The sequence below is a fragment of the Desulfovibrio sp. Fe33 genome, assembly GCF_028532725.1.
Taxonomy (GTDB): Bacteria; Desulfobacterota; Desulfovibrionia; order Desulfovibrionales; family Desulfovibrionaceae; genus Pseudodesulfovibrio.
Window position 1 is genome coordinate 429,903 of sequence record NZ_JAQKGU010000001.1, and the last position, 22,727, is coordinate 452,629.

20 protein-coding genes are annotated in these 22,727 nt (G+C 62.8%); 14 read left to right on the forward strand and 6 right to left on the reverse strand.

Going from position 1 to position 22,727, the window contains the following annotated elements:
- Positions 1–88: 88 nt before the first annotated feature.
- Positions 89–1,492 carry an MFS transporter gene (locus PSN43_RS02070; protein WP_272699054.1) on the forward strand — a complete coding sequence of 468 codons (1,404 nt, stop codon included), beginning with the start codon at positions 89–91 and terminating at the stop codon, positions 1,490–1,492.
- 51 nt (positions 1,493–1,543) lie between these two features.
- Here the strand turns inward: PSN43_RS02070 and PSN43_RS02075 are convergent, their stop codons facing one another.
- Complete coding sequence (locus tag PSN43_RS02075; protein ID WP_272699055.1) at positions 1,544–1,960, reverse strand: hypothetical protein; 417 nt, start codon at positions 1,958–1,960, stop codon at positions 1,544–1,546.
- 297 nt (positions 1,961–2,257) lie between these two features.
- On the opposite strand from PSN43_RS02075, the gene PSN43_RS02080 reads away from it, so the two are divergent.
- Positions 2,258–3,106, forward strand: a complete 849-nt coding sequence (locus PSN43_RS02080; RefSeq protein WP_272699056.1) for a sulfide/dihydroorotate dehydrogenase-like FAD/NAD-binding protein — start codon at positions 2,258–2,260, stop codon at positions 3,104–3,106.
- Positions 3,096–4,511 (forward strand): NADPH-dependent glutamate synthase, encoded by a 1,416-nt coding sequence (gene gltA, locus PSN43_RS02085; RefSeq protein WP_272699057.1) that lies wholly within the window; start codon positions 3,096–3,098, stop codon positions 4,509–4,511. Before PSN43_RS02080 ends, gltA begins: the two co-directional genes overlap by 11 nt.
- A 322-nt stretch (positions 4,512–4,833) precedes the next feature.
- On the opposite strand, the gene PSN43_RS02090 is transcribed toward gltA, so the two are convergent.
- Positions 4,834–6,195, reverse strand: coding sequence for a TAXI family TRAP transporter solute-binding subunit (locus PSN43_RS02090; protein ID WP_272699058.1), 1,362 nt, complete (start codon positions 6,193–6,195; stop codon positions 4,834–4,836).
- A 166-nt stretch (positions 6,196–6,361) separates the two neighbouring features.
- On the opposite strand from PSN43_RS02090, the gene PSN43_RS02095 reads away from it, so the two are divergent.
- The 9 genes from PSN43_RS02095 to PSN43_RS02135 all read left to right on the forward strand — a co-directional run bounded on the left by PSN43_RS02095 (position 6,362) and on the right by PSN43_RS02135 (position 16,996).
- On the forward strand, positions 6,362–7,234 hold the full coding sequence (locus tag PSN43_RS02095) for a LytR/AlgR family response regulator transcription factor (RefSeq protein WP_272699059.1): 873 nt from the start codon (positions 6,362–6,364) through the stop codon (positions 7,232–7,234).
- 160 nt (positions 7,235–7,394) lie between these two features.
- Complete coding sequence (acs, locus tag PSN43_RS02100) at positions 7,395–9,311, forward strand: acetate--CoA ligase (RefSeq protein ID WP_272699060.1); 1,917 nt, start codon at positions 7,395–7,397, stop codon at positions 9,309–9,311.
- Between the two features lie 249 nt (positions 9,312–9,560).
- On the forward strand, positions 9,561–10,286 hold the full coding sequence (locus PSN43_RS02105) for a metallophosphoesterase family protein (RefSeq protein ID WP_272699061.1): 726 nt from the start codon (positions 9,561–9,563) through the stop codon (positions 10,284–10,286).
- A gap of 368 nt (positions 10,287–10,654) precedes the next feature.
- Entirely contained in the window at positions 10,655–10,975 is a 321-nt protein-coding gene (locus PSN43_RS02110; protein WP_272699062.1) for a c-type cytochrome, read from the forward strand.
- A 126-nt stretch (positions 10,976–11,101) separates the two neighbouring features.
- Positions 11,102–13,297, forward strand: a complete 2,196-nt coding sequence (locus PSN43_RS02115) for a molybdopterin-containing oxidoreductase family protein (RefSeq protein ID WP_272699063.1) — start codon at positions 11,102–11,104, stop codon at positions 13,295–13,297.
- Positions 13,297–14,037 (forward strand): 4Fe-4S dicluster domain-containing protein, encoded by a 741-nt coding sequence (locus PSN43_RS02120; protein WP_272699064.1) that lies wholly within the window; start codon positions 13,297–13,299, stop codon positions 14,035–14,037. The genes PSN43_RS02115 and PSN43_RS02120 overlap by 1 nt, the downstream gene beginning before the upstream one ends.
- Entirely contained in the window at positions 14,030–14,761 is a 732-nt protein-coding gene (locus PSN43_RS02125; protein WP_272699065.1) for a formate dehydrogenase subunit gamma, read from the forward strand. The genes PSN43_RS02120 and PSN43_RS02125 overlap by 8 nt, the downstream gene beginning before the upstream one ends.
- Before the next feature lie 70 nt (positions 14,762–14,831).
- Positions 14,832–15,923: a rhodanese-like domain-containing protein gene (locus PSN43_RS02130; protein ID WP_272699066.1), complete on the forward strand. Its 1,092-nt coding sequence runs from the start codon at positions 14,832–14,834 to the stop codon at positions 15,921–15,923.
- 65 nt (positions 15,924–15,988) lie between these two features.
- Entirely contained in the window at positions 15,989–16,996 is a 1,008-nt protein-coding gene (locus PSN43_RS02135; protein ID WP_272699067.1) for a rhodanese-like domain-containing protein, read from the forward strand.
- Here the strand turns inward: PSN43_RS02135 and PSN43_RS02140 are convergent.
- A complete protein-coding gene (locus tag PSN43_RS02140) occupies positions 16,993–17,598 on the reverse strand; it encodes a TorD/DmsD family molecular chaperone (RefSeq protein ID WP_272699068.1) in 606 nt (201 codons plus the stop codon). The genes PSN43_RS02135 and PSN43_RS02140 overlap by 4 nt on opposite strands.
- 112 nt (positions 17,599–17,710) lie before the next feature.
- On the opposite strand from PSN43_RS02140, the gene PSN43_RS02145 reads away from it, so the two are divergent.
- Entirely contained in the window at positions 17,711–18,004 is a 294-nt protein-coding gene (locus PSN43_RS02145) for a metal-sensitive transcriptional regulator (protein WP_272699069.1), read from the forward strand.
- Positions 18,005–18,030: 26 nt separating this feature from the next.
- Positions 18,031–18,288, forward strand: a complete 258-nt coding sequence (locus tag PSN43_RS02150) for an EF-hand domain-containing protein (protein WP_272699070.1) — start codon at positions 18,031–18,033, stop codon at positions 18,286–18,288.
- An 80-nt stretch (positions 18,289–18,368) separates the two neighbouring features.
- On the opposite strand, the gene era is transcribed toward PSN43_RS02150, so the two are convergent.
- The 3 genes from era to PSN43_RS02165 all read right to left on the reverse strand — a co-directional run bounded on the left by era (position 18,369) and on the right by PSN43_RS02165 (position 22,724).
- Positions 18,369–19,277, reverse strand: a complete 909-nt coding sequence (era, locus tag PSN43_RS02155; RefSeq protein WP_272699071.1) for a GTPase Era — start codon at positions 19,275–19,277, stop codon at positions 18,369–18,371.
- 8 nt (positions 19,278–19,285) lie between these two features.
- Positions 19,286–19,696, reverse strand: coding sequence for a DnaJ family domain-containing protein (locus PSN43_RS02160; protein ID WP_272699072.1), 411 nt, complete (start codon positions 19,694–19,696; stop codon positions 19,286–19,288).
- Between the two features lie 1,645 nt (positions 19,697–21,341).
- Positions 21,342–22,724, reverse strand: coding sequence for a B12-binding domain-containing radical SAM protein (locus PSN43_RS02165; RefSeq protein ID WP_272699073.1), 1,383 nt, complete (start codon positions 22,722–22,724; stop codon positions 21,342–21,344).
- Positions 22,725–22,727: the final 3 nt, after the last annotated feature.

A 22,727-nucleotide genomic window follows, 5' to 3' on the forward strand; every position in this document is an offset into this window, starting at 1 on the left:
TGCATACTCGGCGGTCCCACGCCGGTCCGCCGGTTGCCGCCCCGCCGTTTCGTCCGCCACCATTCAACCTTCGGGATAATCCACATATATGTTTCAATTCGTCCGCGACGACAGGACCGCCGGTCTTTACACCATTACCGTTTCCCAGTTCGCCCTGGTCTTCATGCTTTCGGCCGTGGCCGTGGCCGTGCCCGCCCTGGGGCGGGAGTTCGGCGCCAGCGCGTCCCATCTCGGCCTGGTGGAGTCCAGCTACATTTCGGCCGTGGCCATGCTTCTCTTTCCCGTGACCCGGCTGTCCGACAAGATCGGGCGCGGGGCCACCTTCGCCTTCGGCATGGGGCTGTTCACTGCCGTGAGCATGATCCTGCCCCTGAGCAACACCATTTCCCAATTCATCGTCCTGCGCGTGTTCCAGGGCTGCGGCGGGGCCATGATGGTCTCCACCGGGCTGGCCCTCATCGCGGACATGTACCCCGGTCCCGGGCGGGCCAAAGCCATGGGCATCGCATCGGCCGGGGTCTACCTGGGACTTTCCATGGGACCGTGGCTCGGCGGGCTCATCGTCACCCATCTCGGCTGGCGCTGGATTTTCTACGGCGGGGCCATCCCCTGCGCCATCGGCCTGTTCCTCTCGATCAGGACCCTGCCGGTAAAACCGGTCATCAGGCACGGGGTGCGTTTCGACTTCGGCGGGGCCGTCTTCATCGCCCTGGGCATGATCCTGCTTTCCCAGGGCGGTTCGCATCTGGACGGATCGAACGGCGCGCTCATGCTCGTCGCCGGAATATTCTTCCTGGTCTGCTTCGTATTCTGGGAGGGGAGGGCCAAGGCCCCTCTGCTCAGCCTGGCCCTGTTCAGCGGCAATCCGGCGTTTTCCCTGGGGTCGGCCGCCCAGTTCATCAGCTACGCGGCCATTTACGGCATCACTTTCCTGCTGTCCCTGTATCTTCAGGTGGCCCAGGGCATGACCGCCAGCGACGCCGGGCTTCTCCTCATGGTGCAGCCGGTCATGCAGGTCATCCTTTCGCTCGTGAGCGGCAAGTGGTGCGAGCGGTGGTCGCCCCATCTCGTGGCCACGGTGGGCATGAGCATCGCCACGGCGGGGCTGGGCGCGGCCGTCTTTCTGGCCGTGTTCCCGTCGCTGTGGTTCGCGGCCCTGATCCTGGCCCTGTGCGGCGCGGGGAGCGCCATGTTCGCCACGGCCAACATGGCGGTCATCATGGGCGCGGTGACTCGTGAGAACTACGGCGTGGCCTCGGCTGTGGTGGCGGCCATGCGGACAACGGGCATGACCGTCAGCCTGGTCTTCATCAGCGGCGTGTTCGCCGTGGTCATCGGCCCGGCGGCCCTGACCGCCGAGAACGCCGATCTGTTCATCAGGGCCATGTACACGGCCTTCATAGCCTTGACCGTGTTCAGCGCGCTGGGCGTGCTCATGTCGGCCAAGGGCCGGTTGCGGGCCCGTGCGGACGGCCCGAACGCCGGGAATTAGGAAGCGTTTCAAGAAAAAAGGCCGCCCCCTTTCAGGGCGGCCTTGTTGTTTCTAGACCACGCCGGTCAGCATGTTGCCCGGCGGCGGAAGGATTTGAGCCCTGGCCCGGGCGTAGGCGGCGAGGGCGGATTTCATCCGGCCGGGCGACGCCGCGCCGCTGCCGGCTCCGGTCGCCTCCCGGTCGCGGAAGGCGGCTCCGTTCACGCCGATCTCGGCGCGCAGGCTCTCCACCTCGGCTTCGGCCATGAAGGCGCGGGCCTTTTGCTCCCGCTCGCTCACGGAGCGCGACAGGGAAGGGTCGAGGACCGTGGTTTCCTCGCGATAGTCCAGGCCGAACCTGCCCAGGCGGAAGCCGAACGACGTTGTCGTCGTTCGGGCCTGGGGGCGAACCGTTTTCCGCTCCACCCGGCGTTCGGCCAGGGAGTCGGTCTTGCGGTATTGTTCGGCAGCCTGCGAGGGTATCCTCATGCCTGTCTCCGGTGTCCGGCCTCTTTTTGCGACAAAAAAAGGCCGAGGCGTTGCATAAGGCAGCCCGGCCGTCCCTGTGACCCATGTCACGCTCTATCCAGAGGGACCCGTGGTTTTCCGCCTCCCGTCCATGGGAGTTGGCGAATACAAACCGATCAGTCGGCTTTCACCATAGGCTTTTTGCACGATTTTGACAACCCTGGCCGTTTGGAGCTACTAGCTAATACCCTGCCGCTGAATTTTTTTCGGTGTCCCGAAGGGATGGGGATATGTCATTCCAACAACGAGAGAGTCCACATGGGTTACAAGATTCTGAAAAAAGAGGAGCTGATTCCGGGCCAGACCACCATGATGGTCATTGAGGCCCCCCAGGTCGCCCTCAAGGCCAAGCCCGGCAACTTCGTCATGCTCCGCGTGAGCTCGCACGGCGAGCGCATTCCCCTGACCATCGCGGATTGCGACAGGGAAAAGGGAACGATAACGATAGTCTATCTCGTCGTCGGCAAGACAACAGCCGAGATGAACACCCTGCGCGAGGGCGGCGAGTTCATGGACGTGTGCGGCCCGCTGGGGCGGCCTATGCACATCGAAAAATCCGGCACCGTGGTCTGTGTCGGCGGCGGCACCGGCATCGCGGCCATGCATCATATAGCCAAGGGCCACGTGGAGGCGGGCAACCGGGTCATCGCCATCATCGGGGCGCGCTCCAAGAACCTTCTTCTCTTCTGTTCCGAACTTTCTTCGTTCTGCCCCGAGGTGCGAATCGCCACGGACGACGGCTCCGAGGGCCACAAGGGATTCGTCACCGAAGTCCTTCAGGACATCCTCGAAACCGAGGACGAAGTGGCCGAGGTCGTCGCCATCGGCCCGGTTCCCATGATGGAGGCGGTCTGCCGCGTGACCCTGCCCTTCCGGGTCAAGACCACCGTGTCGCTCAACTCCATCATGGTGGACGGTATCGGCATGTGCGGCGCCTGCCGTTGCACCGTGGGCGGCAAGACCCTGTTCGCCTGCGTGGACGGGCCGGAGTTCGACGGCCACAAGGTGGATTTCGCCGAGCTCAAGACCCGGCTGTGGCAGTTCAAGGAGCAGGAGCAGGAATCCATGGAATTGTTCAGCAAGGAGTGTCAGTGCAATGGCCGATAAGAAAGTGAAGAAAGTCCGCGCCCGCACCCCCATGCCCCATCAGGACCCCCAGGTCCGGGCCGGGAATTTCGACGAGGTGGCACTGGGTTACTCCCGCGAACAGGCCCTGATCGAGGCCGAGCGGTGTCTGCAATGCAAGAAGCCCACCTGCCAGGACGGCTGCCCCGTGAACATCGACATCAAGGGCTTCATCGGCTGCCTCGTGGACGACGATCTGCAAGGCGCTTTCGACACCATCCGGCGGACCAATTCCCTGCCCGCGGTCTGCGGCCGGGTCTGCCCCCAGGAGAACCAGTGCGAGGGCAGTTGCGTCCTCGGCAAGAAACACGATCCCGTGGCCATCGGACGGCTGGAGCGCTACGTGGCCGACACCTATGCGGCCCAGTCCGCCTGTGAGGAAGTCACCGACCTTTCCACCTGCGCGCTTGAACGCGAAGACCTCAAGGTGGCCTGCATCGGCTCCGGCCCTTCCTCCCTGACCGTGGCCGGATACCTGGCCGGGCGCGGGATCAGGGTGGACGTCTTCGAGGCCCTGCACGAGCCCGGCGGGGTGCTCCTTTACGGCATTCCGGAATTCCGTCTTCCCAAAACCGTCGTCTCCCGCGAATTGGACGGCCTGCGCAAGCTCGGCGTGACCTTCCGCACCAACTGGGTGGGCGGCAAGACCATCACCGTCCGCGACATGTTCGAACAGGGCTACAACGCCGTGTTCATCGGCGTGGGCGCGGGGCTTCCCCGCTTCCTCAACGTCTCGGGCGAAAATCTGGTGGGCGTGTTCTCGGCCAACGAATATCTCACCCGCGTCAACCTCGGCCGGGCCTACGATTTCCCCAATTACGACACCCCTGCCTACAAGGCCCGGCGTGTGGCCGTCATAGGCGCGGGCAACGTGGCCATGGACGCGGCCCGAACCGCCCTGCGCATGGGGGCCAAGGAAGTATCCATCGTCTACCGCAGGAGCGAGGACGAAATGCCCGCCCGCCGTGAGGAAATCCGGCACGCCGTCGAAGAGGGCGTCAAAATCCGCTGTCTGTGCGGCCCGCTCTCGTTCCACGGGGACAACCAGGGCCGCCTCAAGGCCATGACCATACAGAAGATGGCCCTGGGCGATCCCGACGAGTCCGGCCGCTGCGCCCCGGTCTGCCTTGACGGCGAGACCGAGCAGATCACCTGCGACATGGCCGTCATCGCCGTGGGCACCCGGCCCAACCCCATCCTTCTGGAAGCCACCCCGCAACTCGCGCTGAACAAGTGGGGCTATGTCGAGGCCGATCCGGAAACCGGCGAAACCTCCATCCCCAACGTCTTCGCCGGAGGCGATATCGTCACCGGCGCGGCCACCGTCATCTCCGCCATGGGAGCCGGACGCCGAGCCGCCAAAGCCATCGCCGACCGCCTGCTGTAGCGGGTCGCGGTGTTAACGCAATGAGAAAGCCCCGCACTGATGTGCGGGGCTTTTTTTTTGCCTCCGGCGGCCGGGGGAAGGGGAGAGGGAAACCCTTTGAGAAAAGGGTTTCCCTCTCCCCTTCCCCCGGACCCCCATCCCCTCTCCTTTCCTAAACTTTTTGGGCCGCTTCGCGGGGGGCGCTATTTATAAATCCGAAAAGAAGTCGGCTTAACGTGTTAGCCGTACTCCGCGAAGCGGCGATAAAAAGTTTTGAAAGGGGGTCCAGGGGGGAAACTTTCTCAAAAGTTTCCCCCCTGGCCGCCGGAGGCATTGTAATCAATTAATCAGTAGGGTGGCCTGTGTTTTGGATTTCGTGCCCAGCTATGCGTTCCAGGCGTTGGCGGATCATGCGGATATGCAGTCGGAGGGAGTAGATATAGTCCGTGTATGACAGGGGGACCGAGGTTTCTAGGACGAGGCGGTCCATCTCTTCAAGTTTGGCGAGCATCTCGCGGGCCTTGTCCGCGTCGGTGAGGTGAAAGGCTTCCATGTCGAGTTTCTTGAGTTGTTTGTACCACTTGAAGATGCGCCGCCGTATCTGCCAGCGGTAGGCGGGCGGGGTGATCTTGAACAGGGGGAACAGCAGGGTCAGCAGGGGGATGAGCAGGATCTTGAGCCGCTCCACGGTGATGGCCGCCTGGAAGGGCAGGTAGCGCATGAGCAGGGGCGGGCCGGATTTGTAGAAGTTTACGGCCTCGTCGCTCAAGGGGAAGAGCACGGCCTCGCCGTTGGGGAACTGCCCGGTGCGGGCGAACATGTCGCCCTTGTCGTGGGCTTCTTGCGCCGCCAGGAGGAAGAGGTATTTGAGCGCCGGGTGGAGGTCTTCCCGGACCACCAGGTTGGCCGTGGGCGCGAGCAGGGTCACGTCCTGGGCGGGCAGGTCGCGCATGAGATCGACGCCGCCCCGTGGCAGGGTCAGCTTGGCGAGGAAGTGGCGGGTGCGCGCGTAGGTTTCGGCCCGGGCAAAGGAGTACGGGGTCACGTTTTTGTATGCTTCGCACAAGGTGCGTACATCCTTGGAATTCACTCCGGCGATGACGAACAGGGCGTCGATTCCGCCGTCAAACAGTTCGGGGACGGCCTGGGCGGAGCCCTGGGGGAGCAGGTCGGCGGTTTCGTCGTTGACGCCGTTCGCGTCGAGAAGCTGGCGGACCAGGTGGCTGGTGCCGCTGCCTTCGGCTCCGACCGCTATTTTGCGGCCTTTGAGGTCGGCCAGGGTTTTGGGCTTGAGCCTCCGGGCGGTGAACAGCCAGACCGGTTCGTAGTAGAGGCTGCCGAGGCTCTCCAGGTCCGGATGGTCTTCGGGGGCGGCTATGCCGCCCTGCATGAAGGCGGCCTGCACCCCGGAGTCGGGATCGTCGATGATCGAAAGGTTGTCCATGGACCCGTTGGAGGTGCGCACTTCCAGCTCGAAACCGTGTTGCTTGAAGAATTCGGCATACCGCAGGGCAAAGGCGTAATAAGCGCCGCTTTCGCCGCCTGTGACCATCGTGACCTTGTTCGGCGGCAGCGGCTTGACGAACTGGAAGGTTACCCACAGGGCCAGGGCGAGCAGGCCCGCCGCCGCTCCGTAGATGAGGAACGACATGAGCACATGGGACCGCAGAAACGCTACGAGCTGTTTGATATAGGGGTTGCGCATAATGACTGAATGTAGAGAAAAGCGGGATTTCGGGCAAGACGGGAAATGCAATTCCCGGCACATCCGTTTCGGCGGGGATAGGCCGCGTCTTGCGAAGCGCGCCGAATATGGGTAGAGATGAAAAAGAGTTGGAGTTTTTCGTCTCGCAACACGGACCGGACACGCCATGCCCAAGCTGAAAACCCTGCTGATCCATCCAGACCCCGAGGTCCGCACGGCCCTGCGCGACGCGCTGGACGAGGTGCCTTTCGTTCAGGTCCTGGGCGAGGCGGTCTCGGCCTTCGAGGCGTTGGAGCTGCTTGAGGCCATTCCCTACGGGGTGTTCTTCGTGGGCGTGGAATTGCCTGGCGGGGCTTCGGGCATAGAGATGGCCCAGATGCTCGCCGGGCGCAGGAACAAGCCCGCGCTGGTGTTCATTTCCGATTCCGAGACCCAGGCTTATGCCGCCTTCGAGCTGGGGGCCACGGATTATCTGCTCTGGCCGCCCGCGCCCGGACGTATGGCCCGGACCATGGACCGCCTCCAGAATTTCAAGACCCGGTTTCGGGAGGTGCCGCCACCGGTCCCGTACCCGGACGATCCGGACGACGATTCCGGGGATGGCTATGAGCAGACCGTGAAGCTGCCCCTGCCCGAGGAGGAGCAGGACACCTTCCTGGCCGCATTGCAGGCCGCCTGGGACCAGACCACGGGCCGTCGGCCGGAGATCGACAAGCTGGCCGTCAACCAGGACGGCCGGACCATCCTCATCCCATACGATCAGATCATCTTCGTCGAGGCGTTCGAAGACTATTCCTACGTGCACACGGCCACCCAGAAATTTCTTTCGTCCTACAGGCTCAAGAACCTGGAGGACCGGCTAGGCCCGCATCGTTTCTTCCGCGTGCATCGCAAGTACCTGGTGAACCTGGACATGGTCACCGAGATCGCGAGTATGCCCGGTTCGAACTTCATGTTGCGAACCGCCGGACGCACGCGCATCGAGCTGCCCATCAGCAGGAGGCGCATCGCCGAGTTGAAGAAGATCATCGGGCTGTGAGGGGATAGTTTGGCACCCGGACCAGGCCGTGGGCCGCGGTCCGACCGTTTAACCCGCCGCTGCTACCGCTGGCCGAATAAGCCGGGAGTTGCGGGACGAAAATGCTATGAGTGAGACTCGCAAGACCGGTTTCCCCCGGTCGACCCTGCGAGGAGGGCATATGGACCGGTCAGGCGCGATAGATACTTTACTACAGGAAGAACGGGTTTTTCGTCCGCTTCCGCAATTGGTCATTGAGGCCAACGTCAATCCCCAGGAACTGGAAGGGGCGCGCAGGTTCGCGGCCGCCGATCCCGCCGGATATTGGGAGGAGGCCGCCGACGAGCTGGATTGGTTCAAGAAGTGGGATCAGGTCCTGGACGACAAGGACGCGCCTTTCTACCGCTGGTTTCCCGGCGCGCGCTGCAACATCGTCTACAATGCCCTCGACCGCCACATCGAGACCGCCAACAAGAACAAGCTCGCCCTCATCTGGGAAGGGGAGCCGGGCGATCAGCGCAAGTACACCTATTTCGAGCTGTACCGCGAGGTCAACCGCTTCGCCAACGCCCTGCGTTCCCTCGGCATACGCAAGGGCGACCGCGTGGTCATCTACATGCCGCCGCTGCCTGAGACGGTCATCGCCATGCTCGCCTCCGCCAAGATCGGGGCGGTTCATTCCGTGGTCTTCGCCGGGTTCTCGGCCAAGGCGCTCCGCAAGCGCATCAACGACGCCCAGGCCAAGCTGGTCATCACCTCCGACGGGTTCTACCGCAACGGGCGGATAATCAGCCTCAAGGATACTGCCGACGAGGCCCTGGTCGGGGCGTGCGCCGATTGCGTTGAGGCCATGGTCGTGGTCCGGCGGTGCAACCTGAGCGTGGACATGGTCGACGGCCGCGACTTCCAGTACGAGGACCTGGTCCGCCAGGAGCGCAACGAGGCTCCCACCGAGGTCATGGACGCCGACGACCCGCTCTTCCTGCTCTACACCTCCGGGACCACCGGCACGCCCAAGGGCGTGATTCACTCCCACGGCGGTTATATGGTCGGCGTCCACCGGACCCTGACCACGGTTTTCGACATCAAGCCCACGGACATCTTCTGGTGCACCGCCGATCCGGGCTGGATCACGGGTCACTCGGCGGGCATTTACGGTCCGCTCATGGCCGGGACCACCTCGGTCATGTACGAGGGGCATCCCAACTATCCCCAGGCCGACCGCCTATGGTCCGTGGTGGCCAAGTACGGGGTGACCATTTTCTATACCGCCCCGACCATGATCCGGATGCTCATGCGTTTCGGCGCCCAGTATCCCAAGCAGCACGACCTTTCCAGCCTGCGCCTGCTCGGCACCGTGGGCGAATCCATTTCGCCCGAAGCGTGGATATGGCTCTACAAGAACGTGGGCCGGTCTGAATGCCCGGTGCTCGACACCTGGTGGCAGACCGAGACCGGCATGTTCATGATCTCGCCCATGCCCATCTCGGTGCTCAAGCCCGGTTCCGTGACCAAGGCCCTGCCCGGGGTTGAGGTGGACGTGGTGGACCGGGACGGCAATCCCGTGCCGCCGGGGAAGGGCGGGCTGCTCGTCGTCACCGCGCCCTGGCCGTCCATGATGACCGGCATGTGGAACGACGACGACCGTTATAAGGAATATTGGTCGCGAATCCCCGGCATGTACTACGCGGGCGACGTGGCCCGCCGCGACGAGGACGGCTACCTCTGGATACAGGGGAGGGCCGACGACGTCATAAATATCGCCGGACACCGCATCGGCTCGGCCGAACTGGAGGCCGCCTTCGGCGTGCATCCGGCCGTTTCCGAATGCGCCGTCATCGGCGTTCCCGATCAGATCAAGGGCGAGGCCGCCAAGGCGTTCGTCATGCTCAACGAGGGGTTCGCCCCCGGCGACGATCTCATCAAGGATCTCAAAAAGACCATTCGCAACGAGCTGGGCCCGGTGGCCGTCATCAAGTCCGTCGAGTTTCGCGACAAGCTGCCCAAGACGCGCTCCGGCAAGCTCATGCGCCGCGTGCTCAAGGCCGAGGAATCCGGCTTCGAGATCGGCGACCTGACCGGGCTCGACGAGGACTGACGTCCGGCAGGGCGTCGCCGCAGGAAGGTCGATTCCCATCGTGAAGGGGATTTCCCCGAACCTCCATATTTCCCCGTCCCCTCCGCGAGAGGTTGAGGGCGGCCGCGCCGTTGCGGACTAGAGGCCGGACGGCTGGTCTTTGAGAACGCTCTTTGCCAGGTCCGGGCGTTTGCCGTCCGCGCGGTGCGGCGGGGCGGGGATCGCACGCGCCGGCTTGCGCGCAGGCGGCGGAAAGGGTAGGTTTTGCGCATGACCCGTATCGCCATAATGTCCGACGTGCACGGCAATTTCGAAGCCCTGAATGAGGTCCTGGCCGACCTCGACAGGCAGGGCGTGATCGCGGCCTATTGTCTGGGGGACATGGTCGGGTACGGGCCGCAGCCCGCCGAATGCGTCGACCTGCTGCGGGAGCGCGGTGTCCATTGCACCATGGGCAACCATGAGCAGGGGCTCATCAATATCCATTACCTGCGCGGCTTCAACCAGCCTGCCGCCGACGTCCTGCGGCGCACGCGGGAGATGATCTCCGAGGAGGCGTTCCACTGGCTCGTCTCCCGGCCCAAGTCTCTGGTCGCCCATGGCTGCCGTTTCGTGCACGGGCTGCCGCCGGATTCGGTCACCGAATACCTCTGGAAGCACGAAGACGACATGGCTCCGGTTTTTTCCGGCTATGCCGAGGACGTCTGCTTTGTGGGGCATACCCACGACCTCATGCGGTTCGTCAGCCTCAGGGGGGTACCCGAACGGTTCCCCCTGCCCGAAGGTGAAACCCTGCTCGAACCGGCGGTCCGGCATCTGGTCAACATCGGATCGGTGGGCCAGCCCCGCGACGGGGACAACCGGGCCAAATACGGCGTGCTCGATCTCGAAACCCAAGTCCTGACAATGCGTTTCATCCCCTACGACATCAAGAAGACCGCCGATCTCATCATGGCTCACGGCTTCCATCGCGCCTTCGCGGACCGCCTCTGGTAGGGCGTTCGTTCCGCCGACGGCAAAAGCCCCCGCGCACCCGTGCGCGGGGGCTTTTGCCGTTTTCGGCCGGTGTCTTTCGGCTGCCGCCGGGGTGGGTCCGGCCACCCTTTTCCCGCCGCGAAAACAAAATCGGTTCAGCTATCCATCTTGAATTACGTCATATATCGAATAAATTGTTTATTCCGGACTGTTTTTATCGAAAATTTCCATATGGCCCTATTGACACCTATACCCCGTATGGGTATATGGGAATCGCAGGCTGGTATTGAATGAAGGTTATAATGTCCAAGAATTTTAGCAGGCCATAAGGTCTGCAAGAGTGTGAAAACCGTTTGCCTGACGTGCAACAAGTCAACGTTGGAGGGAGTATGAAAAGCAAGCTCGTCCTGGCCGTGGCGACGGCCCTGATTACCGTATTCGCCGTTTCCATGGCCTTTGCAATGGGCGAAGGCAACGCCCGCAAGGGAAAGTTCCTGTACCGGAAGAACTGTCGTTCCTGTCACGGCTCGACCGCCAGCGACATCAGCCCGGCGGACAAGACCCAGGCCGAATGGAAGGCCCTGTTCTCCGATACGGGCAAGATCAAGTGCAGCCCCGAGTGGACCGTCAACGAGAGCGACCTGAACGACATCTTCACCTACCTGCATGACTACGCCAAGGACTCCCCGTCCCCGGCCAAGTGCAGCTAACGCAGAGCGGCAAGGGCCGCGCCCGGAGTTCCCGGCGCGGCCCTACACAACCGTCTTTCTTCCGCCCCGCTTCCAGGCTTGCGCGGAATCCTGTCCGACAGCAGAGCGGACGTTTGGAGGTACTCAGTGACCAATGCAAAGCAGACGATGTCCCGTCGCGATTTCTTCCGGGCCTCCGGCCTGGTGGCGGCAGGGGCTGTGGGCGGCCCGGCACTGCTCGGCGGCCTGAAAAAGGCCCGTGCGGCATCGCCGGCCAAGCCCGCCTGGGATTCCAGGTTTTCGGTTTGCGACATATGCTTCAACAAGTGCGGCCTCATTGCCCGCGTTGAAGACGGGGTGGTCAGGAAACTCGACCCCAATCCCAAATTTCTCAAATCCAGAGGTATGCTCTGTGCGCGCGGCAACGCGGGCATAGCCCAGGTCTACGACCCGGACCGCCTCAAGCATCCCCTGCTCAGGAAGGGCGCGCGCGGTGAAGGCAAGTGGCAGCGCATCCCTTGGGACGAGGCTTTGGACATGGCCGCGCAGAAGATGGCCGAGGTCCGCGAAAAGTACACCTCTTGCGGACATCTGTTCACGGCCGGGACCGACCTGCACACGCAGTTCGTGGGCCGGTTCGCCGAGGTGTACGGCTCGTTCAACGTGACCTCGCACGAGTCCCTGTGCCTGGTCTCTGGCAGCCGCGCGTTCCTCGACACCTTCGGCGAGGTCCCCTTCGCCGACGTGCTCAATTCCAAGTATGTAATGATGGTCGGGGCCAACCGCTTCGAGGCGCTTGTCACTCCGGACTCCATCGACCTGATGACCGCCATCCGCGAGAACGGCTGCAAGCTGGTCACGCTCGACCCGCGCTACACCAAGACCGCGGCCCTGTCCCACGAGTGGTATCCGGTCAGGCCCGGCACGGACATGGCCTTCATGCTCGCCCTTGCCCACGTCATCATCAACGAGAATCTTTACGACGCGCAGTGGGTGGCGGAGAAGACCTTCGGCATCGAGCAGCTCACGGCTCACGTGCAGCCGTACACCCCCGGCTTCGCCGCCGAGCAGTGCGGCATCCCGGCCGAGGACATCACCCGCATGGCCCGCGAGCTGGCCGCGGCCGCTCCGGCCTCCATGGTCTATCCCGGCCGCCGCACCTCGGATTACGAGGACTCCACCCAGATCCGCCGCAGTTTCGCCATCGTCAACGGCCTGCTCGGCAACTGGGACAAGCCCGGCGGGCTTCTGGCCGCGCGCCAGGTGGGACTGAAGGGCGTGCCCTATGACGCCCCGTGGTACGACGAGAACATGGAGGACCGCATCGACGCGGGCAAGGTGCCCATGATGTTCGAGCACGAAGGTTCCTTCCTCGTCACTCGCGATTCGATCCTGGCCGACGATCCGTATCCGATTCGGGGCTGGTTCGTTTACAAGACCAACCCCATGGGCACGGCTCCCAACCGCAAGAAGACCATCGAGATGATGAACAAGATGGACTTCATCACCGTGGTGGACATAGCCATGTCCGACACGGCCTGGATGGCCGACCTGGTCCTGCCTTCCCAGTCCTATCTGGAGCGCACGGACCCGTGTTCCGGCCTTCAGGGTTCCGTGGCCTGCGCCTGCGTGGTCAAGCGCGACCCGGTCATCGAACCGCTGTACGAGTCCCGGCCCCTGTTCGACATCATGAAGGGCATCGCCAACCGCCTGGACCTGGGCGAGTTCTTCGACTTCACCATCGAGGAATACCGCGAGATGCAGACCCGCGACATCCCCGAGGCGTTGAAGGTCATGGACCGCGACGGCGTGTACTACAATCCGTCCAAGGTCTACGGCATCTACGACGGGCGCATTTACAAGACGCTGTCCAAGAAGGTCGAACTGTACAACCAGCGTTACGAGCAGATGGGACTCGACCCGCTGCCCAACTACACGCCTCCGTCGGGGCCGCCCAAGAACCAGTTCCGCATGGTCATCGGCCGCAACGCCATGATTACCCAGACCTCGACGGCCAACAACGCGCTCCTGCATGAGTTCGTGCCCGGCAACACCCTCTGGCTCAACACCGAATCCGCGGCGAATCTGGGCATCGCGGACGGCGATCTCGTCGAAGTGACGAGCCCGGTGGGCAGGCAGGAGCTCAAGGCCGAGGTAACGGACAAGATTCGTCCCGACACCGTGTACATGCTCTCCGGCTACAACACCCTGTCCACCATGCAGAGCCTTTCCCACGGCAACGGCGCATCCATCAACGAGCTGCTGGACGACGATTACGACGCCATCACCGGCAACGCGTCCATGCACACCACGTTTGTCACCGTAACAAGGAAGGTGGCGTAATGGCACAGCAATTCGCCATGGTCATAGATTCGGCCAAGTGCATCGACTGCAAGGGATGCGTGGCCGCCTGCAAGGTCGCCAACGCCGTGCCCGAGGGCCAGTTCCGCAACTGGATCAAGCCCGCCGATGCGCCGGTCCGCCCCGGGCCGTCGAACGGCAAGGCAAAGTTCCAGCCCGGCGCGTGTATGCACTGCGAGAACCCCACCTGCGTGGCCGCCTGTCCCACGGGCGCGACATACAGGGACGCGGAAACCGGCATCGTCGTCATTGACGAGTCCCTGTGCATCGGCTGCGGCAACTGCATTCCGGCCTGTCCCTACGACGCCCGGTTCCGCAACGCTGTCACCCGCAAGGCGGACAAGTGCAACTATTGTCCCGAGCGGCGCGCCGCCGGGCTGCCTCCCGCGTGCGTGGACACCTGCCCGACCAAGGCGCGGGTGTTCGGCGATATCAATGATCCGCAGAGCGCGGCGGGCATCCTGTTCAGCAAGAACAAGGACCGGCTGGCCCGCGTCGCGGCCAAGACCGACACCAAGCCCAACATGTATTACATCGGCGATCCCGGACCGGGCGCATGGGGCCGCGAGGCCGTTGTGCCCGCCTCCATGGTGGCCATGAAAGAGTCGGCCCCGTTCATCAAGGGCATCGTGGCCCTTTCCGGCCTCGGCGTCCTGGCCATGCTCGGCCGTCAGCTCTTTGTTGGTTCCGGTTCCGATCACAAGGAGGACACCGATGCCTGATAAGACGTACAAGCGGCACGACCGCTCCGATATCTTCATCCACTGGTTCAATGCGGCCTGCTGGCTGCTGCTCCTGCTCACCGGAGTGGGGCTCATCCAGAATCCGGCCATCGATCCCTTCGGGTCCGGCTATCCCGCCTGGCTGCGGTCCGTGGTGGGCGGCGGGGCCAACCTGTTGGCCCTTCACGAGGGCATCGGGCTCGTCTGGGTCGCGGGCTTCGTTCTCTACCTGCTCATCAACTTCCGGGGAGCGAAGTTCTTCCTGGCCGAGGTCTTCGCGGTCAGTCCGGCCCGCGACATGGCCTGGATGTTCAAGAAGATGATTCTCATGACCCTGGGGCCAAAGGCGTTGAAGATGGTCGGCGCGGACCCCGATCTGCCGGACCAGGGGTACTACAACATGGGCCAGAAGGCCTTTGCCCAGGCGTCCGTGGTGGGCGGCGTGGTCATCGCCGCGACCGGGATCGTCATGTACCTGTCCGACCGTACCTTCGGGGCCGAGTCCACGGGCATGATCGGCTGGGCCGTGACCCTGCATTTCATCGCGGTGGGGCTGGTCTTCGCCGGATTGCTGGTTCACATCTACATGGCCGCGATCTCGCCCGACGAGCGGCCTGGGTTCAAGTCCATGTTCACCGGCGTGGTCCCCGGCGACTATGCCAAGCATCACCACCGGCTGTGGTGGGAAAAGGTCAGGACCGAGTCCGGGAAGGGCTCGGAGTAACGGAATAGAGGGCCCGCCCGGGTCATGGGCGGGAAGGAAAATGAAGAATCCTTTAGGAAGGGAGTGTCTCATGCACAGGAAATTGATTGCAGCCGCCGTCCTGCTGGCGTTCGTCGCAGTGGCCGCCGCCATGCCCGCCATGGCTCAGGAAAAGGCCAAGTTCAAGGAATTCCACTCCATAGTGGATTACAAGTTCGTGGCCGAGTACGCCAAAATGCCCCAGCCCAAGGGGGTCATGATCGTCGATTCCAGGCCGTACAAGCCCAAGTACATCGAGGGGTACATCCCCACGGCCGTGTCCATCCCGACGAGCCAGTTCGAAAAGATGACCGACAAGCTGCCCGAGGACAAGAGCACGCTCCTGATCTTCTATTGCGGCGGCTTCGACTGCCCGTTGTCCCATAAGTCCGCGTTTGCGGCGGAGGCCATGGGCTACACCAACGTCAAGGTTTACGCTGCCGGCTTCCCGGACTGGAAGAAGCGCGCGCCGTACTATTCCATCGGTATCGAGGACCTCAGCGCCCGCATCAGCGAGGGCGGCAACTACATGCTCGTGGACTCCCGGCCCCACAACAAGTTCCTGGAGGGCGCCATCCCGTCCGCCGTCGGCATCTCCGACAGGGATTTCGCGGCCAAGCGCGGCCTGCTGCCCACGGACAAGGAAAACACCACGCTGATTTACTACTGCGGCGGCTACGCCTGCGCCCTGTCCCACAAGTCCGCCGTCAAGGCGCGCTACCTGGGCTACAAGAACGTGATCGTGGCCGAAGCAGGCTACCCCGGCTGGAAGGAGCTCTATGGCGGCTCTGCTACCGCCGTCGTGGCGGGCGAGGCCGAGGGCGCCGTGGACGCCGAGTGGTTCCTCAAGACTCTCAAGGAGAATCCCGAGGCCATTCTGCTCATCGACGTGCGCGACCCCGAGGAATACGCCGCCGGTCATTTCCCGTCCGCCATCAACATGCCGGTGGACATGGTCGAGAAGAAGGCCATGGAGATTCCCACCGACAAGCCCATCGTCTTCTCCTGCGCCACCGGCGCTCGTGCGGGCGAGGCATTCTATCTGTTCAAGGACATCCGCCCCGACGTGGAGAAGGTCTTCTATCTTGAAGCCACCAACCAGTTCGGCGACGGCAACACCTACGAGGTCCATCCCAACAAGTAGGGGATGGGCCGCTGACGGCCGGGGGAATCCCCGGCACGCCTTAAACCGAAAGGCGGGGAGCGCATATGCACGGAACAACGACCTGTTACGCATGGCTGCTCCTCGCCTTGTGCATTTCGGCCGCTACGCCCGCCCTGGCCGACGAAAACGAGGTCTGGTGGGCGTCGGCCGTGACCGAAGCGGACCGGGACGGCTACACCCTCATCGACGACGACGGGCTCAGGAAGCTGGTCGACGCGGGCGGCGACATGGTGCTGCTCGACGCCAGGGCGGACTACGAGTTCGAGGCCGGACACATCCCCGGCGCGGTAAACCTGGAATTCGACCTGGGCGACGATCTGGAGCTTTCCCCGGAGAAGCGGCAGGCCCTGACCGACCTCATGGGGCCGGACAAGGACCGGATGCTGGTCGTCTACTGCCGGTCATTCAGGTGACTGCGCAGCTCCATTGCGGCGCGCTGGGCAGCGCGTCTCGGTTATTCCCGGACATACAGATATCCGGCTGGCTTTCACGGCTGGAGGGACAAACATCCCGACATGGTGGTGGGCAAGCCGGAACAGGTGCACGTCCTGGCCGTGGGCGAGGACTTTCCCACCTGCCGGGTGGCGGTGCTCAACGGCGACGAGGACCGGGAATACCTTGGCCTGCCCGAAGGGGCCAAGTTCCTGCAACTTTCGGAACTCAAGGCGAGCTTCGTCCTCATCCAGCTCTACAACACCATGTGCAACGACTGCGTGGCGGAAACCAAGATGCTGACGCGGTTCTTCAAGAGGGTGGAGGCGGACCCGGAGCTTGCCGGGCAGCTCAAGATCATCGGGCTCGGGGTCTACGACTCCAACCTGTCCGTGGTCCGGTTCCGGAGGCACTACGATGTGGCCTATCCCTTGTTTTCGGACAAGAGCGGGCAGATATTCGAGTGTCTGGGCCAGGCCGAGCTGCCGCTGGCCTATCTGGTCCGGTCCAGGGGCGACGGCACCTGGCGCATCGAGTTGATAAAGCGGGGCTATTTCGAGCCGGACGAGCAGTTCATGGACGTGCTCCGCTCGGCAGTGAAGCGGCCGCCGAGAGATTAGGTCCGGGCCACGGCCTCAAGCAGGTCGACGACGATGTCGGCCGTGAAGCGGAAGACCGGATCGGGGTCGGCGTCGGCAAGGGTTTCGCGGAAGCGGCGCACCCACGGGAGCATGACTTCGGCGGCGAACCGGGCTCCCCGTCCCTCAGGTTCGGCCTCCCCGGACCATTCCCCGGCGCAGAGATGGAAGAGGTATTCCAGCTCCAGGGTGAGATGGTCGGGCGGCTCGTTGGATTCGAGGGAAATGACAAGACCGGCCTCGTCCAGGCGGGCGGCCATTTCCTGGGCGCTTTTGCCCATGGTGCGGGATTCGGTCTCCTGGTGGCAGGATTCATAAAGCGGGGCCGGAATGCCGCCCGGTCCGGCGATGAACAGGCGGACGTATTCCGTCTCAAGCGGTGAGAAGTCGTCGGCATGGGCGCGGGACGCCAGCGTATCGGCCAGTTCCCTGACCGGCTCGGCCGGGAAGGTGGAAATTTTCTGGACACGATCAAGGAGTTCGGGCAATGCATGGGTGGCCAGTTCGGCCCACACCCCTTCATCCGGTCCCCGAAACACGGTGACGCCAAGCTCCATCAGATTGAGCAGAAACAGCTTAGACATGGAAAGACACATGGCGCAATCCTCCGGATATGCTGTGAATAATACCCTACGATAGTACGGTAAAGTTCGTGCCGGGGCAATGGGAACATGGGTTGAGAAAAAGGAGAAAATGATGGGCGAACACATGTCGGCCGAAGAGTTGGCAATCAAGAAAAACGTGCTGTCGCGCATGAAGCGCATCGAAGGACAGGTGCGCGGCATCCAGGGCATGATCGAGTCGGGCAAGGAATGCCAGGATATCCTGGTCCAGGTCCGCGCCGTGCGTTCCGCCCTGCAATCGGCCAACAAGCTGATCCTCAAGCGCTATCTGCTCAAGTGCTATGCCGAGTCCGTGGAGAGCGGCCAGGACGCCAAAGAGGCCCTGGACAAGTTCATCTCCGTGGTCACCGGCTTCATTGAAGGCTGAAAAGCCGAAATACATGGAGTGACCTGATGAAGAAACTGTTTTTGGCTTTGGCCTTCGCCCTGCTGTTCTGTCAGCCCGTGGCGGCGAAGACCAACTACAACGTCTGCTTCCAGTCCCTGGACGTGGACGTGGACGGGCGCATGTCCAAGGGCGAATTCCTGGTGGCCTTCTCTGATGGCGACACCTCGGTTTTCGACCAGGCCGACAGCGACAAGAACGGCTCGGTGTCCCACGAAGAGTGGGAGGCCTTCAAGCAAGGCCAGGGATTCGCGAGCCACGAGTAGCCCGTCCCTCCCAAAACGGCGAAGGGGCGCTGTCCATGACGGACAGTGCCCCTTCGTCGTTTTGAATGGTTCGTTTCGGGCTACTCGCCGAGGCCCATGGAGCGTAAGAAGCCGGGGTCCTCGGTCCAACCTTCGCGGACTTTGACCCACAGCTCCAGGTGGACCTTGGAGCCGATGAGTTCGGAAATTTCCTGTCGGGATTGGGTGCCGATTTCCTTGAGGTTCGCGCCCTGCTTGCCGATAATCATGCCCTTGTGGCCCTTGCGCGAGGTGTAGATGACCGCATTGATGACGACCATGTCCTCCCGCGAATCCTCGTCCCACAGCTCGATTTCCACGGCCGTTGAGTAGGGCAGTTCCTGCCTGAGCGAATAGAACAGCTTTTCCCGGATGATCTCCGAAGCCATGAACCGCAAGGGCACGGTGGATATCTGATCCTCCGGGAACATCTGCGGCCCCTCGGGGGTGTGCGCCAGGATGCGTTCGAGCAATTCGTTCGTGCCCTTGCCGCGCAACGCGGAAACCGGCACGAACTCGGCTTCGGGCCACAACTCCGAGAGTCTGGCCATGAACGGCAGCAACTGGTCCTTTTCCTTGATGCGGTCGATCTTGTTCACCGCCACCAGCACTGGCCGTCCCGCTTCGCTCACCGGTTTGACCAGCGGAGCGATTTCCTTGTCGAGCAGTTGCGGCTTGGCGCAGTAGAGGGCCGCGTCCAGAAGAACCACCACGGCGTCGGATGAAGCCAAGGCGTTCCAGGCCGACTCCAGCAGGAACCGGTTCATCTTGCCGCGCAGCCGGTGGATGCCCGGCGTGTCGAGGAAAACGAGCTGTGCGTCGTCCGTGGTCAGGATGCCGCTGATGCGGTTGCGCGTGGTCTGCGGCTTGGGCGAGACGATGGCCACCTTCTGTCCGAGATAGGTGTTCATCAACGTGGACTTGCCCGCGTTGGGCGGACCGATCAGGGCTATCATACCAAATTTGTGCATATATTACCTTATGTTAATCCTTTTTCTGACTTGCCGAACCGTTCCTCGGCGATGCGCACCTTTTCAACGATGCGGCGGTAGTAGTCGCTGGACGCGTCCAGAGTCACCGGACGGCGGCGACGTTCGTTCATCTGCATTATCATGACGTTCAGCTTTTGCACCTGCCGGTAGCGCTCCTGCTCGTCCTCCATGTGTTCAAGCAGGTCGATGGCGCAGGTGATTTCCTTCTCTTCAAGGATTTCTGCGGGCAGATGCCCGGAACTCTTGAGGATTCGGTAGGCCATGCGCAACTCGGGCGGCAGGTTCGCGGCCTCGTCCGGCTTGAGGGGGAGCCCCATGCCGTCCAGGTCGTCGAATTTACCCTCTTTCTGGGCCTTGCGGATGTGCTCTTCGGCGATGATTGCCGTCACATTGAACATGGGGGGATATTTTCACACTCCGTGTGGCTAGTCAAAGGGGTGATTGTTGACGGGGGGGCGATATCCCCTTTTGGGGGAAGGGGCTTTTCTTCGCGGGGAGGTGCGCGATTACGATAAGGCGTGCGCGCCTTTGGCGCGAGAGCCAGTGAAGGGGCGCTGCCTCCTCAGCTTCCATGCCCTCCCGGCGGGGTCCATTTCTTTTGCTGGCCCAAAAGAAATAGACGAAAGAAAAGGGCCTTTCCCAGCGCGGCCGCCCCCGGGATCTTCGGCAAGAATCCGATCCGCTCGGGTCGGCTCCATCCGAGCAAAAGTATAAGCCCTTTCCCGCTGGCCAGCTTCCCACTCTCGCAGGTCCTTCCTTCCGCGTCACCGGAGCCGCCGCCCCTTCGCGGTCGGCTTCTAGGCCGCTGATCCAGGGCTAGAGCTCGTAGGGGGCCACTTGCCTTGCGTTCGCCTTGGGGAGGGCCTTTGAGAACGAAGAGCCAGAACTAGGTCTTATTGATTTAGAAGAGCGGCTCTCGCTTGCGCGGGAGACGTTCGAAAGCCGGGGCCTAGAGCCTGTCTGAAGCGGCGAAGCGTAGGCCGACTGCGTCCGCCGCAGGCGGACATCCTGTCGGGCAGCGAAAGCCGCTACAGGCTCTTGGCCACTGCTTTCGGGAGCCGAAAGGGCCGAAAAGCGCAGTTTTTGCTTCCTTTTTTCTGCGCCAGCAAAAAAGGAAGTCGCCGTAAAGGCGAAACAACACGTGGTGAGAACGCGCACGGTCTGCCGCGAAGCGCAACACGCCTCATCGCGCTTCAATTCCCCCCCCAAAAAAAATAAAAAGGCCTTCTTGCGGGAACTTGTTTTCGAGGGGGCTTCTTTGCGGGAAGGTGCGCTAGCTTGTTGAGGCGGGCGCGCCTTTGGCGCGAGAGCCAGTGAGGAGGCGCTGCCTCCTCAGCTTCCATGCCCTCCCGGCGGGGTCCATTTCTTTTGCTGGCCCAAAAGAAATAGACGAAAGAAAAGGGCCTTTCCCAGCGCGGCCGCCCCCGGGATCTTCGGCAAGAATCCGATCCGCTCGGGTCGGCTCCATCCGAGCAAAAGTATAAGCCCATCCCCAGTGTCCGGCTTCCCACTCTCGCCAGCCCTTCCTTCCACGTCACCGGAGCCGCCGCCCCTTCGCGGTCGGCTTCTAGGCCGCTGATCCAGGGCTGGTGCTCGTAAGGGGGCTAGCCGAGTGCAACCGCTTTCGGGGTGGATTTGGGTAGCGGCTATGAGGACGAAGAGCGGGGAATAAGGTCTATCGATTTTGAAGACAGTACCTCGCTTGCGCGGGAGACGTTCGAAAGCCGGGGCCTAGAGCCTGTCTGAAGCGGCGAAGCGTAGGCCGACTGCGTCCGTCGCAGACGGACATCCTGCCGGGCAGCGAAAGCCGCTACAGGCTCTTGGCCACTGCTTTCGGGAGCTACACGGGCCAAAAAGCGCAGTTTTTGCTTCCTTTTTTCTGCGCCAGCAAAAAAAGGAAGTCGCCGTAAAGGCGAAACAACACGTGGTTAGAACGCGCACTGTCTGCCGCGAAGCGCGGCACACTTCCACGCGCTCCCATTTCTGCCCCCATAAAAAATTAACAATCCGCTTACCGCGCCATTTGGCGCAAATGAAAGATCTCTACTCTCCGTGCAAAATCGACTTCCACCGCCTGGCGTCTTCCCAGTTGAAGCCGCCCGGCACGCAGGGCCAAATGGAGTTGTTCTGAAAGAGCGGTTCGTCGGCCAGCGGATACGGGCTGGCGGCGCAGGCCGCATCGAACATGGGCGACCCGGGGATGGGCGTGTAGTGGGCCAGGTGCGGGCGGAACCCGAAGGAACGCACGTGGCGTACGGCCTGTTCCACATTGCCGAGATCCTGGCCGGGGAGGCCGAAGAGAATATACACCCCGATATCGTCGAGATCGAACCCCGCCTCCAGGAGATTCCGGGCTCCCGCTTCCCATTGCTCGCGCGTTAGTTTGACGTCGTGACGGTGGTCGAAGTCCGTGGTCTCCAACCCCAGCCGCACCGTGGTCAATCCGGCCGCCTTGAGCCGACCGCACACCTCGGGGGTGAGATGGCGCACATGCATGGCGTTGGGGGTGTGCAGCCTGATGTCCGGACCCGCCCCGGCGATTTCGTCGAGAACCGGCCAGAGCCAGCGCCCGGGATTGACGAGCAGCGCGTCGTCGTAAAAGGCGAAGTCGCGCACCCCCCGGGCGTGCTCGGAGCGCACGGTTTCCATGACCGCATCGGCAGTGCCCTGGCGGAAATGGGGATACAGGGCGCGGCTGGCGCAATATTCACAGGCAAAGGGACAGCCCCGCGAACCGAGAATGATCGAAAATGCCGGGTCTGAATAAAGGTCTAATGCTAATGAAAGACCTGAATTCTCAGTTGGTTGAGCTTGATTGAAATTAATCAGATCGCAGAAATTAGCCCAGTTCGCGGAGTTTTCCAGCGGGCCTTGCTGGAGGTGGGCGTCGGCGTGTTTGGCGGCATGTTCTCCGCACAAGGTGGCGTAAGTGCCGCCGAGGAAGCGGGGAGTGTCGGGCCACAGTTCGGCGCAGATGTCGAGGATGTCGAGCGCGCCGGGATACCAATAGGTCATGATGGTCGTGACCATGACGGCGTCAGGGGCCGGATCAAGCGCGGCCAGCGCTTCGACGACCCGGTCGCGGGGGAGGCCGTAGCGGGAATAGCGGCGGTCCATGAAGGCCAGTGGCGCGGGCGGTTCGATTTCTTCCTTGTGGTAGTGGCCGGTGCCGTACTTGCCGGGTTTGGGCCATTTGAGGCCGAGCTCCGGGGCCGGGGCCCAGGTGGGATCGAGACAGTCGAGCAGGGCGACCGAGGCTCCGGCGTTGCGGAGCATGTCCAGGCAAGCGAGCAGACCGGCGGGACGCGACCAAACGTTGAAGGCGGCGAAGTCGGTTATCCACGGGTTGATGCCGAGGACGCGCGGGCCGTCGTCCCGGTCCGGAAGCGAGGACCAAGGAATGTTGGGAAAAGTGGGGCGTGCCATGGC

Excerpts from the sequence above, each read along its gene's own strand:
- PSN43_RS02145 (WP_272699069.1), top strand. The coding sequence starts at position 17,711 with ATGGGCGAACACATGTCGGCCGAAGAGTTGGCAATCAAGAAAAACGTG.
- PSN43_RS02160 (WP_272699072.1), bottom strand. The coding sequence starts at position 19,696 with ATGTTCAATGTGACGGCAATCATCGCCGAAGAGCACATCCGCAAGGCC.
- PSN43_RS02070 (WP_272699054.1), top strand. The coding sequence starts at position 89 with ATGTTTCAATTCGTCCGCGACGACAGGACCGCCGGTCTTTACACCATT.
- PSN43_RS02150 (WP_272699070.1), top strand. The coding sequence starts at position 18,031 with ATGAAGAAACTGTTTTTGGCTTTGGCCTTCGCCCTGCTGTTCTGTCAG.
- PSN43_RS02140 (WP_272699068.1), bottom strand. The coding sequence starts at position 17,598 with ATGTCTAAGCTGTTTCTGCTCAATCTGATGGAGCTTGGCGTCACCGTG.
- PSN43_RS02105 (WP_272699061.1), top strand. The coding sequence starts at position 9,561 with ATGACCCGTATCGCCATAATGTCCGACGTGCACGGCAATTTCGAAGCC.
- PSN43_RS02120 (WP_272699064.1), top strand. The coding sequence starts at position 13,297 with ATGGCACAGCAATTCGCCATGGTCATAGATTCGGCCAAGTGCATCGAC.
- PSN43_RS02130 (WP_272699066.1), top strand. The coding sequence starts at position 14,832 with ATGCACAGGAAATTGATTGCAGCCGCCGTCCTGCTGGCGTTCGTCGCA.
- PSN43_RS02090 (WP_272699058.1), bottom strand. The coding sequence starts at position 6,195 with ATGCGCAACCCCTATATCAAACAGCTCGTAGCGTTTCTGCGGTCCCAT.
- PSN43_RS02075 (WP_272699055.1), bottom strand. The coding sequence starts at position 1,960 with ATGAGGATACCCTCGCAGGCTGCCGAACAATACCGCAAGACCGACTCC.
- PSN43_RS02125 (WP_272699065.1), top strand. The coding sequence starts at position 14,030 with ATGCCTGATAAGACGTACAAGCGGCACGACCGCTCCGATATCTTCATC.
- era (WP_272699071.1), bottom strand. The coding sequence starts at position 19,277 with ATGCACAAATTTGGTATGATAGCCCTGATCGGTCCGCCCAACGCGGGC.
- PSN43_RS02080 (WP_272699056.1), top strand. The coding sequence starts at position 2,258 with ATGGGTTACAAGATTCTGAAAAAAGAGGAGCTGATTCCGGGCCAGACC.
- PSN43_RS02165 (WP_272699073.1), bottom strand. The coding sequence starts at position 22,724 with ATGGCACGCCCCACTTTTCCCAACATTCCTTGGTCCTCGCTTCCGGAC.
- PSN43_RS02110 (WP_272699062.1), top strand. The coding sequence starts at position 10,655 with ATGAAAAGCAAGCTCGTCCTGGCCGTGGCGACGGCCCTGATTACCGTA.
- PSN43_RS02095 (WP_272699059.1), top strand. The coding sequence starts at position 6,362 with ATGCCCAAGCTGAAAACCCTGCTGATCCATCCAGACCCCGAGGTCCGC.
- gltA (WP_272699057.1), top strand. The coding sequence starts at position 3,096 with ATGGCCGATAAGAAAGTGAAGAAAGTCCGCGCCCGCACCCCCATGCCC.
- acs (WP_272699060.1), top strand. The coding sequence starts at position 7,395 with ATGGACCGGTCAGGCGCGATAGATACTTTACTACAGGAAGAACGGGTT.